This window comes from Paenibacillus xylanilyticus (assembly GCF_013359935.1).
GTDB lineage: Bacteria > Bacillota > Bacilli > Paenibacillales > Paenibacillaceae > Paenibacillus > Paenibacillus xylanilyticus.
Map to the genome: position 1 here is coordinate 180,388 of NZ_JABMCB010000177.1, position 12,652 is coordinate 193,039.

Consider the following 12,652-nt stretch of genomic DNA (forward strand, 5'->3'; position numbering starts at 1 on the left):
TTATTGCATTCCGAGACGGCCAAGAAGAATTATTTATTGATCTTACAATGTTCGGCGATAATAATGCTTTCTATTCGTTTGCACGCCAAATCAATTTCGTCATTAACGACAGCGTAATCGTACTGCTCCAGCAGGCTAATCTCATCCACTGCTACGGACATCCGGTGATCAATGGTCGCCTGACTTTCCGTACCACGTCCCTGAATGCGATCTTTAAGCTCGTCCAATGAAGGAGGCAGCAGAAATACAAAGATCCCTTCCGGGAACTTCTCTTTCACTTTTAACGCGCCTTGAACTTCAATCTCAAGAATGATGTCGCGGCCCTCATTAATGGTTTTCTCCACAAAATCACGTGGTGTTCCGTAATAGTTACCTACATATTCCGCGTGTTCAAGCAACTGATCCTCAGCAATCATGTTCAGGAACTCTTCATGACTTCTGAAGAAATAATTCACACCATGCTCCTCACCCAGACGAGGCTGACGAGTCGTTGCAGACACAGAATAAATCAACTCCGGCACACGTTTGCGCAAAGCGCTGCATACTGTACCCTTCCCGACCCCAGATGGGCCGGACAACACTATCAGTAATCCCTTAGACATATTACACTCCATTTTTATTCGTCGTTGTCATCATCTTTCGAAGAAAGACGATGGGCGACCGTCTCAGGCTGAACCGCCGACAGAATGACATGGTCGCTATCCGTAATAATTACGGCGCGAGTACGTCTTCCATATGTTGCGTCAATCAGCATATGACGATCTCTTGCCTCTTGTATAATTCTCTTGATCGGCGCCGATTCCGGACTTACGATGGAAATTATCCGGTTCGCCGACACGATGTTACCGAATCCAATGTTGATGAGTTTGATTGCCATAATCAGGTTCTTCCCCCTATACATGCGACTCTTTTGCCGAAATATGGCCGTTCATTCGATATTCGCCGCCTGCTCGCGAATTTTCTCCAGCTCCGCCTTCATCTCGACAACACGGTTCACCAGAGCCAAATGGTTGGCTTTTGATCCAATCGTATTGACTTCCCGATTCATCTCTTGAATAAGAAAGTCCAACTTGCGGCCTACCGGCTCTTCACTCTTCAGCAGCTCCCTGCTCTGTCCGAAGTGGCTGAGTAGACGCGTAAGCTCCTCCTCTATGTTAGAACGATCGGCAAATACGGCAATTTCCATACCCAATTTATGCTCGTCAAAAGGGAAAGAGCCTTCCTCCTGCATTTCCGTAAGCCTTTGTCTTAACTTGTTGCGGTAATCCGTTACCACCGTAGGTGCAAGAGCAAGCATCTCGGCATGCAGTGACTCCAGACGACTCAGCCGCCGTTCCAGATCACTGGCCAGATGAAGACCCTCGCGGGCGCGCATTTGCTCCAAACTGGACAGGGCTTCTTCCAAGCTCTGTTGCAACACACGCTCCCATTCGTCCTTATCTTCCTCAGGAATGAAATTCATCCCATCGGAATGAACCATGACATCCGGCAGCGCAAGCATATCCATAATGCTAGGTTTGCCCTGCATCCCAAAGCGGGATTCCAGCTGCTCTGCCGCCTGCAGATAGGCCCTGACTGCCTGCTCATTGAGCACGGCGGGAAGAGCCTGGTCTTCATCTTTTTCTTTCATTACATAAACATCAATCCGCCCGCGCTTCAGCCGGCTCTGTACCATTTTCCTCAATCCGTCTTCATAACATGTCCACTCCTTGGGCATGCGCATCATGACTTCACAGTAACGATGGTTGACTGATTTGATCTCCAATTGTACCTTATAGCCCCCAAATTGAAAGGCGGATTGACCGTATCCGGTCATACTGAATGACATCGGCATCACATCCGTTACACTATTGTAATTGATTATTAGGGTTGAAACAAGTAGGACATTGGTGCTCGGACTTCTCCCATACATATTGGGTCAGTTCGGCTGTCATGTCATAGAACATAAATGGAGTCATTAAATAGATTCCCTTAAAGTGGGCGGTTGCCACATCCAGCAGCTCTTTGGCAATCTTCACTCCCATGGCGCGGCCTTCTTCCCCTTCGAGACCCGCCATGCGGGAACGCACTTCATCCGACAGCTGAATTCCTGGAACCTCGTTATGCAAATACTCTGCATTCCGTCCACTTGCCAGTGGCATTACGCCAACAAAAATGGGAACTTCCAGATGTTTGGTCGCTTCATGCATCGCCACGATTAACTGCGGATCATAGACAGGCTGCGTCATAATGTAATCGGCTCCGGAGGCAATCTTTTTCTCTAGGCGCTGTACTGCCTTGTCCAGATACTTCACATTCGGGTTAAATGCAGCGCCGATCACAAAACCGGCCTTCTGCTTGAGCGGTTTTCCGGAGAAAGCCACACCATCGTTCAATTGCTTGATCATACGTATAATTTCAAAAGAAGTCAGATCGTATACGGAACTGGATCCGGGCAGATCACCAAAACGTGCCGGATCACCTGTAACGGCAAGCACATGGTTGATGCCCAAAGCGTCAAAACCCATCATGTGTGACTGGGTCCCAATCAGATTCCGGTCGCGGCAGGCAATATGTACAAGCGGACGCAAGCCTGTACGATCCTGAACGAGATGACCAAGAGCCATATTACTCATGCGGGTAACCGCCAAAGAATTGTCAGCCAGCGTCAATGCATCCGCACCAGCTGCTTTCAGCGTTTCGGCCCCCTTCATAAATTTGGCGATATCAAGGTCACGAGGCGGGTCAAGTTCAACGATAACCGTGTGGCGCTGCTTTACCAGGTCCACGATGGTCGGCTGGCCGCCGCGGCCGGAACGTTCATCCACATTTTCATGCAGGACGATACGCGGTTTCGCTTCTGCAGGGTCAGGCTGGGCAATTGGCGCTGGTGCGTATTCAGTAAGAGCCTGCGCAATAGCTGCAATATGATCAGGCGTTGTACCGCAGCACCCACCGATAATACGGGCACCCAGATCAGCAAATTGCACTGCGGTCTGACCGAAATACTCCGGTGTAGCACCGTAGCGGAACTGGCCATCAACATAGTCTGCCGCACCCGCATTAGGGTAAACAGACATTGGAACTCCGATTCGTCCGGATACGGTTTCCATGGCGCGCATAATTCCGTTTGGACCCGAACGGCAGTTAAAACCTATTACGTCCGCACCTTGCTCACGCATGATCCGGAAAGCTTCAGGCATCGTATATCCGTCCAGTGTATGTCCTATATCCTCAACTGCGAACTGTCCAATCACCGGCAGATCACTCAGCTTGCGAGCCTGCAGCAGGGCGATATCCATCTCCTCGATGTCATAGAAGGTTTCAAGCAAAATGCCATCTACCCCTTCATCAAGCAGGGCAAAAATCTGTTGTTCATAGAAGCGCTTAAGTTCACTTGTTGATACGTTGGTCCGCTTGCCTCCGCGAATGGAGCCCACAGCACCCAGAACGTAACCGTTCGCACCGGCAACATCCTTGGCAATGCGTACGCCTGCACGGTTGACGTCGGCTACCTTCGACTCCAGTCCGAACTTGGACAATTTATCAAAGTTGGCAGAATACGTATTAGTCTCAAATATTTCAGTACCTGCCTCCAAGTAACGACGATGTACGTCTGCCACCACTTCAGGTGAAACGAGGTTTAATTCTTCATATGAAATTCCTACCGGGAAACCCATTTGGTACAGATATGTTCCCATCGCCCCATCCCCAATGAGAACTCGTTCCTGCAAGACACTCCGCAAATCCGCCTTCATCCCTTTTCCCCCTGCCTAGCTGTGATCATTTCATACTAATGTAACACAAAAACCGATCAATAACGTAGAAAAACACAGGATTCCCATGAAATTCAGTCAAAAAAAGAGGCCCGAAGGCCTCTTGGCTTAAACTGTCATCTTATGAAGTGTATCCCTTGAAAACAACCTCGGCTGGTCCGGTCATATAGACATGATTGTCAGCTTCGTTCCATTCAATGTGCAGATCTCCGCCTTTGAGGCTAATCACTGCTGTACGATCCGTGTGTCCGTTCAGAACAGAGGATACGAGTGTTGCGCATGCACCGGTGCCACAGGCCAGTGTTGGCCCAGCCCCGCGTTCCCATACGCGCATATCCACGAATCCGCGATCGCGGACAGTAGCAAACTCAACGTTGATCTTTTTCGGAAACATCGGATGAACTTCCAGCAGCGGCCCCCAAGTCGCAAGATCGAAATTCACCGCATCATCCACGTAAATGACGGCGTGAGGGTTACCCATCGAAACCGCTGTGAATTTGAACTCCTGTCCATTCGCTTCAATGGAATGATCAACGACAGGATTGGCATCCACGGTTGTCGGGACCTGAAGCCCGTCCAAAATAGGCTCGCCCATATCCACTCGAACGGTTGCCACCTTCCCGTCAAGAACATTGAGGGTTACCGGCTGTACACCCGCACCAATCGTTTCAATCGTAATTTGCTCCGATGTCACATGACCATGATCATAGACATACTTGGCTACACAGCGAATGGCATTACCGCATTGCTCGGCTTCCGAGCCGTCGGAGTTCATAATGCGCATCTGAAAATCCGCCTTTTCGGAAGGCAGTATATAAACGAGTCCATCCGCGCCGATGCCGAAGAAACGGTTGCACCATTTCACAGCCAGCTCTGCTGCATCAGCCGGAAGCTGTTTTTCTCCAAATACAACAATAAAATCGTTGCCAAGTCCGTGCATCTTTGTAAATTCCATATCCTTGCCCACTCCTTTTGGCAGTCTTGCTGCCAAAGCGTTATACTTGCCCTTTTACAGAAAAAAGCTATCCTGCAAAATTCCGAAGGCTCTCGCCTCGAATCATTTTGAGGATAGCATATCGAAAACAATAAGGAAAAGCTATTGATTTTATGCTGAAAACTTTGTACTTTTCGGTACGAAGCTTCCAGGACCCATCCGGCGGCGGTTACGACGGCCTCCCCAGACACTGCCTGCTCCCATCAAGAACGTTGGGATCCCTGCGGCGACAATGGAAATTGCCCATTCACGGAAGCCAAGCGGTACCGTTTTGAAGATCGGCTGCAGCGGTTCCACATACATAACGACCAGCATCAGTACCACCGATGAAATGACCGCGAGAACCAGATATTTGTTCTGAAGCGGATTTCGGTGGAAGATGGAGCGAGAGCTGCGGCAGTCAAACACATGAATAAGCTGAGCCAGAACGAGTGTTGCAAAAGCCACGGACTGTGCCTTGATAAGCTGACCCGGTTGATCCGGAGCTGCTTGAAGCGTAAGCCAGAACGCACCCAGTGTACACAAGCCAATTAACACACCTCGGCTGATAATTTTCCACCCCAGTCTCCGGGCAAAAATATTTTCCTTGGCACCTCTTGGTTTGTGCTCCATCAGATCTTTTTCCGGCTGATCCACACCGAGCGCCATGGCAGGCAAGCCATCTGTCACGAGATTCACCCACAGAATCTGAATCGGCACGAGCGGCAGCGGTAACCCCATCATCATGGCAAAGAACATCGTTAATATCTCGCCCACGTTCGAAGCAAGCAAATATCGGATAAACTTGCGAATATTCTCGTAAATATTACGTCCTTCTTCAATGGCAGCTACAATAGTAGAGAAATTATCATCACTGAGAATTAACGCGGATGCCTCTTTCGTCACATCCGTGCCCGTGATGCCCATCGCGATGCCGATATCAGCCGCTTTGATCGCTGGTGCGTCGTTGACACCGTCTCCTGTCATCGCTACAACATGGCCTTTGCGCTGCAGTGATTTTACAATCCGGAGTTTGTGCTCAGGTGACACACGGGAGAAGACATAGATGCCCTCTACCTGTTTATCCAGCTCGTCGTCCGTCAGTCCTGCCAGTTGCTGTCCGCTTAACGAGCCTCCACCTCGCGGAAGAATACCCAGCTGCTGGGCAATGGCCTCAGCCGTGGTTCCGTGATCACCCGTAATCATAACGGTCCGAATGCCTGCTCTGCGGCAGGTAGCAATCGCATCTCTGACTTCACGACGCGGTGGATCAATCATGCCCGCGAGCCCTACGAATACAAGCTGGTTCTCGGCTGTATGTTCGTCGTCCACCTTTTCATCAGGACGCACCTCACGATATGCCATTCCAAGAACCCGCAGGGCTGCCCCGGCCATCTTCTCGTTTGCAGCCATCACTTTCTGTCTCAATGTTCCGGTGAAAGGCACAACTTTGCCTTCCCACAGAATATAGCTGCACTGTCCGATCAACACATCGGGGGCGCCTTTCGTATAGATCATGCGGCCTCCCTGATGCTGGATGAGGACAGACATCCGTTTGCGATCCGAATCAAACGGGAATTCCTGTTGACGTGCATATAACTCTTTGAGTCCGGCAGGGGTAAGGCCCATTTTGGAAGCGAGGGTGACGAGTGCTCCTTCGGTTGGATCACCTTTCAATTCCCATACCACGCCGTCTTCTTTGACGATTTCCTTCTTGCCATCTTTCCCCTTCTTCTTACTCCGTTCCTCCGAAAAGCTCTCCACAATACTGGCGTTATTACATAGTGCACTGATCTGAAGCAGTCTTCGCAGCGTCTGGTCACTCTTCAGCTCCACCGTGCGGCCGTCCTCCAGCATCTGTCCTTCCGGAGCGTACCCGTCCCCGGTAACCTTGATACTGCGCCCTTCCAGCCATACATCAGTGACCGTCATCTTGTTCTGGGTTAACGTGCCTGTCTTGTCCGAACATATAACTGAAGCACAACCAAGTGTCTCGACAGAAGGCAGCTTGCGTACAATGGCTTTGCGCTTGATCATCCGCTGTACACCCAGCGCGAGTGCAATCGTCACGATGGCCGGTAAACCTTCCGGTATGGCAGCTACTGCCAGACTCACGCCAGCAAGGAACATCCCCACAGCCGGTTGTCCATGCAAAATACCAGCCACAACCACCATCACGGTAAGCCCCAGCGCGACAAAAATGAGTATTTTGCCAAGCTGCTCCAAGCGATGCTGTAACGGTGTTTCCTGTTCCTCGGTATTTTGGATCAGATCGGCAATTTTGCCCATCTCGGTGTCCATGCCCGTCCGAATGACAACACCTCTGGCTGTCCCGCGGGTGACCATGGTACCCATAAAGCCAATATTTTTCTGGTCTCCAAGCGGCACGGCATCATCCTTAATGATATTGCAATGCTTGCTTACAGGGACTGATTCCCCGGTGAGTGCGGATTCCTCCACATCCAGACTGTTCGTCTCCAGCCAACGTACATCCGCCGGAATGCGGTCTCCACTCTCGACAAGGATGATATCGCCAGGGACCAGCTGTTTGGCAGCAAGCTGCACTTCCTGACCGGCCCGAAGCACTTTGGCAAGTGGAGCAGACAGCTGCTTCAATGCGCGCAGGGAACGCTCAGCCCGGAATTCCTGCACAAAGCCCAGAATTGCATTAAGTACGATGATCGCCACAATGGTTACGGCATCCAAATATTCTCCAAGCAATCCGGATACCAGTGTTGCCCCCATCAAGACAAGTACCATAAAATCCTTGAATTGATTTAGCAGCAGTGTAATGGGAGATATGCGTTTCCCTTCACTCAGCTCATTTGAACCCGCTGCTTTCCTTTTCTGTGCGACAGCCTCATCCGTCAGCCCTTCCTCAAGATTGACGTCAAGCGTGCTGTGAAGCTCCTCTACGCTTAGTTGATGCCACTTGGTCTGTTCCATGCTTCAAGGTTCCCCTCCCAGTCTATATTTCCTGTAAAAGACGTTCATACATCTGCACCGGCTTGCTAACGGCAGCTGCATGTTACGCCGGACAAACTACCTGCTCTATATGTATTCGGACAGGACCCCGATTAGCACCCGGATGGTGAATCCTTTCCCTGATGGACAGAATAGGCTAAAATAAAGGTCTGCGGTCATAACGCAGCGGAAGCCGAGTTAACTTATTGAGCATTTTGCATAAATCCAAACAGTGACCTCCAAACTCCAATATATAATTCGAAATGGTTTTGTTCGTTTATATACTGTACTCGGGAGCGAGCGGAATCGAAGGATGCAAATTGCTGTATGCAAGAGACAAGTGACAACGAACTGCAACCGGTTCTATTTTTTACATATTCCAGTTGTGCGTTTCAGTTATAGATAGAGAGGAAGTTGAAAAATATGGCATTGGACGGCATTGTTACACGAGCGATCGTACATGAACTGCAGGGCTGCAAAGGCGGCCGCATCAGCAAAATTCATCAGCCTAATGGTCATGATGTCGTTTTGACCCTCCGTGCACAGCGCGGAAACAGCAAATTGCTCATATCGGCCAGTCCGACGTATCCCCGTGTGCACTTTACGGAGAAAACATTTTTAAACCCTACAGAAGCACCGATGTTCTGTATGCTCCTGCGCAAGCATTGTGAGGGAGCCATCATAGAAGAGATCCGTCAGATCGGCATGGAGCGGATCATTCACATTGACGTTCGCCAACGCGACGAGCTCGGTGACGTGTCCGTAAAACGAATCATCATTGAGCTGATGGGTCGTCACAGTAATATCGTTCTGCTGGACCCAGTCACCGGAACGATTCTGGACGGCATACATCATGTAACCCCTTCAATCAGCAGCTATCGGGTCATCATGCCTGGTTTTTCCTACACAGCCCCACCGGAACAGCACAAAACCAACCCGCTTGAGGTGAACCAAGCTGATTTTGCCAAGGGTTATAACGAAACGGAAGATGAAGCTTCCCGCTGGCTTGTCAATTCATTTAGTGGACTAAGCCCACTGATTGCAGGAGAGATTACTGCTCGGGCATCTGCTACTAATCATGGGGACGCCCAGCCAGAGGCGAGTGCATTGTGGAATGCATTTGAATCTGTGATGGGACCTGTAAAAGAAAACAGCTACACGCCTGTAACCGGGCTGAATGCCAAAGGAAAAATGATTTTCTCTGCTGTTCGTCTTCAGGGCATTCAAGAGGCGGAAAAAACCTATGACACGATGAGCAAGTGCATGGAAGATTATTACGGAGATAAAGCCGAACGGGATACGGTGAAGCAGAAGGTAAGCGACCTGCTGCGGTTTCTGCAAAATGAACGAAGCAAAAACGTCAAAAAACTCGACAATCTGAACAAGGATCTGCTGGAAGCCGACGATGCGGAAAAATACAGATTATGGGGCGAACTGTTATTTGCTTCTCTCCATCAGATCAGTAAAGGGGATAAAAGTGTGGAGCTTGTAAACTTCTATGATGAAGATCAGGCAACCATTACCATTACACTCGATCCCCTGCTTACACCATCAGACAATGCTCAACGTTACTTCAAGCGGTACAACAAATATAAGAACAGTCTGGCTGTCATTCATGAACAATTGGGCAAAACCAAGGAGGAGATCGTCTATCTGGACAACCTTCTGCAGCAGCTGTCCATCGCCTCCATGAACGATATTGAGGAGATCCGTGAAGAGCTTGTGCAGCAGGGATACCTTCGCGACCGGAACAAAAAAGGCAAGAAGAAAAAGAAAAATGATCGTCCAACGGTACATCAGTTTACTTCTACAGAAGGCATTGATATTCTGGTGGGGAAAAACAACTTGCAAAATGAGTATGTCACTAACCGTCTGGCCAGTGCCAACGATACCTGGCTGCACACCAAAGACATTCCAGGCTCACACGTTGTCATTCGCAGTACGGACTTTGGCGAGGCTACGTTGGAGGAAGCAGCACAGCTCGCAGCCTACTTCAGTCAGGCCAAGGAATCGAGCAGTGTTCCCGTGGACTATACCTTTATTCGTCACGTGCGCAAACCAAGCGGTGCCAAACCAGGCTTTGTCATCTATGATCATCAAAAGACACTGTTTGTGACGCCTAATGAAGAGCTGGTCAAAAGCTTGCCATCCACCATTAAAAACGGATAAAGCAGGGCTTCATACCCATTGTAAAAAACAAAGCCCCAGAACAGAGTATCTCGTGTTCCGGGGCTTTGTATTTTTACCCTTATATTACTTGGCAGCAATATTAACGTTTTGCCGCCGCACGAAGCTGATCCAGCACGTCAACCGCAACCGTCTTGCTCCCCAGATCCCCGTGAAAAACAACTCCCTGTCTTACACCGTGATAATCTGAGCCGCCTGTCACAATCAATTCAAATTCACGTGCCAATTCGGCATATCTGCGTTCCTCTTCCGGGCCATGATCCGAATGAAATACTTCGATCCCATCCGGCTGGGATTTCTCGATAATTTGACGAACCAGTTCATCGTTCCCGTAGAGACCCGGATGGGCAATAACCGCAGCTCCTCCCGCCTCTCTGATCCACTGGCAGGCATCTTCAGGTGCTACACGCGGAACCGATACAAAACCCGGTTTGCCTTCGGCCAGATAACGATCGAATGCATCCCGCATATCGACAGCATATCCTTTGCTGACCAAAACATCAGCCATGTGCGGTCTGCCAATGCTCTCGTCCGGCTCCAATGGACGCCCCAGCCCCTCAATGACTTCTTCCCAGCTGATGGCAAGACCGAGCTCCTGCAGTTTGGCAATGATGCGATGATTCCGTTCCTCACGCGCTTCGCGGAGACCATGCAGCCGTTCCAAAAAGAGTTGATCCTCTATATTCACATAATACCCCAGCACATGAATGTCTTTGCCTCCTGCACGAGTACTGATCTCTACGCCAGCAACAACATCGATGCCCTGTTCCAGACCGGTCTGCCGGGCTTCTGCCACACCTGCTACCGTATCATGATCCGTGATTGCTAGTGCTGACAGTCCTTTTTGTTTTGCCAGCTTCACGTTCTCAGCAGGTGACTGCATGCCGTCTGAAGCCTGACTGTGAGTATGAAGGTCACAGCGTCCGTTAAGTTGATCCATTAACAACATCTCCCTTGTATATGTGTTATCGGATAGCGATTATTTGTTTCCTTTCTCTATGGCTCCCTCCACCCCCGCGTGCTCCTGCTGTCTCAAGTAGTTTAGAAAGGCTACTGCCGATAGAGGAAGCAAGGAAGACTTCAGATGAATCGCATAGAATTGTCGCTTGAACGTAAGTCCCCGGATATCGACAATATGGACCAGACCAAGGGCAAGTTCATGTTGAACAGATGAAGGAGATAACATGGTAATACCCACACCGGCTTCCACTGCCGATTTCACCGCCCCTGTACTTCCTAGTTCCATCACTACGTTCATGTCCTGAGGATCGATGTTTTTCTTTTGCAGCTGATCCTCCATGACCTGTCTTGTACCAGATCCCTTTTCCCGCAATACAAACGGATAAGTCATAACCTCTTCCAGCTCCACTTCTCCGCGATCAGCAAGTGCATGGCCTGCCGGAACAACCAGCTTCAGTTCATCCTGCATCACAGGTTCCACAATCATGTCGGGATGATGGATCGGTGCCTCGATCAGACCAAAGTTCAACTGGTGTTTCAAAATATCGTCCATAATTTGTGTAGTGTTCATGACTTTCATTACGATGGAGATATCCGGATACTGACGTGCAAATGGACCGAGCATCCGTGGCAATACATATTCGCCAATGGTCAAACTGGCCCCAAGCTGTAACCTTCCCTGAAGCATTTGCGTAAATGCCGACATTGCTTCATCGGTCTGCCTGACCAGCTCCACGCTTCGCTTGGCATGTGGAAGTAATGTTCGTCCGGCTTCGGATAATTCTATTTTTTTGGTTGAACGGTGCAGTAGCTTTGTGCCGAAATAGTCTTCCAGCGATTGAATCTGCATCGTCACCGCAGGTTGTGTCATATGTAAGGCTTGCGCAGCTGCTGAGAAACTCCCCTTTTCTGCCACAGTGTAAAAAATATGCAATTGATGAAAATTCATATCTTCGCCCCTCTTCTGTCCGCTTCCCTCATTGTAGCCGATTTTCTGAATTCCAACAAAAAAAGCATGCAGCTTGTCTGCATGCGATGTAGCTTAAATATATCATTGCAAAATGTGAATGCTCCTGTAAATCACTACTTGTGCTTACGACTGTTCTTAACCAGAGTCATTCGTCTCGAATGTCTCAGCCAGGAATAATATGATTTCAGATCACGAAGCTCAATCGTCTCTGACATTCGCCCCAAAAAGGTAACTACAATCATCTTGTGAAGAGGATTGCCGGCGATATCATATTCCCCTTCAAGCTCGGAAAACTCCGCAACCACTACCACATCTTCGTCGATGAGGTAGACGTCCTGCTCATTACGGTAGTATGGCGTAATACGGTCCTGCTTCAGACACTCCCATAACCAAGCCGCAATATGGTCATCATCATTACGTGTGGGCTCAATACGGTCTGCGTACCGCATTTTGGCATGATGGGTAATGACGATGTCGGCCACTTTTTTGTCTCCAAGAGCTACGAAAAACGGCTCATAGGTGCTCCAACGTTGCATCACCTTATCACGCATGGGAATCACTCTCCACCAGATAGGACTTTCTATCTATTTATTACCAAATATATTACAACATAAGTCCCGCAAGCTCAAGGCATAAGTGCAGATTTTTTCACAAAATCCGTTTTGTGCCTCATTCATCCAAAGTGCGGCCGAAAATCAGGGATAATCTGCTGCCCTCTCTTTCTATCTTAATCCTTTTTCGAAAGAAAAGGAACCCGCGAAAAGCCGGATTCCATTGGTGAACTTCCTTTTTCGGTTCTGCACCTCTTTTGTCAGCGTCAATACTCCTCTGGAGAATGCTATG

10 protein-coding genes are annotated in these 12,652 nt (G+C 49.3%); 1 reads left to right on the plus strand and 9 read right to left on the minus strand.

Features of this window, described 5'->3' with window-relative positions; genetic code table 11:
* Positions 1-29 precede the first annotated feature (29 nt).
* From gmk to HP552_RS11940, 6 genes are all read right to left on the minus strand, one after another.
* Positions 30-602, minus strand: a complete 573-nt coding sequence (gmk, locus tag HP552_RS11915) for a guanylate kinase (RefSeq protein WP_090901057.1) — start codon at positions 600-602, stop codon at positions 30-32.
* A 14-nt stretch (positions 603-616) separates the two neighbouring features.
* Positions 617-877, minus strand: a complete 261-nt coding sequence (gene remA, locus HP552_RS11920) for an extracellular matrix/biofilm regulator RemA (RefSeq protein ID WP_006209218.1) — start codon at positions 875-877, stop codon at positions 617-619.
* Between the two features lie 51 nt (positions 878-928).
* A complete protein-coding gene (locus HP552_RS11925; protein WP_175395680.1) occupies positions 929-1,828 on the minus strand; it encodes a YicC/YloC family endoribonuclease in 900 nt (299 codons plus the stop codon).
* A 19-nt stretch (positions 1,829-1,847) separates the two neighbouring features.
* Entirely contained in the window at positions 1,848-3,737 is a 1,890-nt protein-coding gene (locus HP552_RS11930) for a bifunctional homocysteine S-methyltransferase/methylenetetrahydrofolate reductase (protein WP_175395681.1), read from the minus strand.
* 139 nt (positions 3,738-3,876) lie between these two features.
* Positions 3,877-4,710 (minus strand): diaminopimelate epimerase, encoded by an 834-nt coding sequence (gene dapF / locus HP552_RS11935; protein ID WP_175395682.1) that lies wholly within the window; start codon positions 4,708-4,710, stop codon positions 3,877-3,879.
* 150 nt (positions 4,711-4,860) lie between these two features.
* On the minus strand, positions 4,861-7,674 hold the full coding sequence (locus HP552_RS11940; RefSeq protein ID WP_175395683.1) for a calcium-translocating P-type ATPase, SERCA-type: 2,814 nt from the start codon (positions 7,672-7,674) through the stop codon (positions 4,861-4,863).
* Between the two features lie 441 nt (positions 7,675-8,115).
* Here HP552_RS11940 and HP552_RS11945 point away from each other — a divergent pair, with 441 nt between their 5' ends.
* Positions 8,116-9,861, plus strand: coding sequence for an Rqc2 family fibronectin-binding protein (locus HP552_RS11945; RefSeq protein WP_175395684.1), 1,746 nt, complete (start codon positions 8,116-8,118; stop codon positions 9,859-9,861).
* A 100-nt stretch (positions 9,862-9,961) separates the two neighbouring features.
* Here the strand turns inward: HP552_RS11945 and HP552_RS11950 are convergent, their stop codons facing one another.
* From HP552_RS11950 to HP552_RS11960, 3 genes are all read right to left on the minus strand, one after another.
* Positions 9,962-10,819 carry a PHP domain-containing protein gene (locus HP552_RS11950; protein WP_175395685.1) on the minus strand — a complete coding sequence of 286 codons (858 nt, stop codon included), beginning with the start codon at positions 10,817-10,819 and terminating at the stop codon, positions 9,962-9,964.
* A gap of 39 nt (positions 10,820-10,858) precedes the next feature.
* The gene (locus HP552_RS11955; protein ID WP_175395686.1) at positions 10,859-11,788 is read right to left on the minus strand and encodes a selenium metabolism-associated LysR family transcriptional regulator; all 930 of its coding nucleotides are present in this window, start codon (positions 11,786-11,788) and stop codon (positions 10,859-10,861) included.
* A gap of 134 nt (positions 11,789-11,922) precedes the next feature.
* The gene (locus HP552_RS11960; RefSeq protein WP_175395687.1) at positions 11,923-12,360 is read right to left on the minus strand and encodes a hypothetical protein; all 438 of its coding nucleotides are present in this window, start codon (positions 12,358-12,360) and stop codon (positions 11,923-11,925) included.
* Between the last annotated feature and the right edge of the window lie 292 nt (positions 12,361-12,652).

Bases quoted from the DNA above. Each gene is read 5' to 3' on its own strand.
- HP552_RS11945 (WP_175395684.1), top strand. From the start codon at position 8,116: ATGGCATTGGACGGCATTGTTACACGAGCGATCGTACATGAACTGCAG.
- HP552_RS11960 (WP_175395687.1), bottom strand. From the start codon at position 12,360: ATGCGTGATAAGGTGATGCAACGTTGGAGCACCTATGAGCCGTTTTTC.
- gmk (WP_090901057.1), bottom strand. From the start codon at position 602: ATGTCTAAGGGATTACTGATAGTGTTGTCCGGCCCATCTGGGGTCGGG.
- HP552_RS11940 (WP_175395683.1), bottom strand. From the start codon at position 7,674: ATGGAACAGACCAAGTGGCATCAACTAAGCGTAGAGGAGCTTCACAGC.
- HP552_RS11930 (WP_175395681.1), bottom strand. From the start codon at position 3,737: ATGAAGGCGGATTTGCGGAGTGTCTTGCAGGAACGAGTTCTCATTGGG.
- HP552_RS11925 (WP_175395680.1), bottom strand. From the start codon at position 1,828: ATGTCATTCAGTATGACCGGATACGGTCAATCCGCCTTTCAATTTGGG.
- HP552_RS11950 (WP_175395685.1), bottom strand. From the start codon at position 10,819: ATGGATCAACTTAACGGACGCTGTGACCTTCATACTCACAGTCAGGCT.
- HP552_RS11955 (WP_175395686.1), bottom strand. From the start codon at position 11,788: ATGAATTTTCATCAATTGCATATTTTTTACACTGTGGCAGAAAAGGGG.
- remA (WP_006209218.1), bottom strand. From the start codon at position 877: ATGGCAATCAAACTCATCAACATTGGATTCGGTAACATCGTGTCGGCG.
- dapF (WP_175395682.1), bottom strand. From the start codon at position 4,710: ATGGAATTTACAAAGATGCACGGACTTGGCAACGATTTTATTGTTGTA.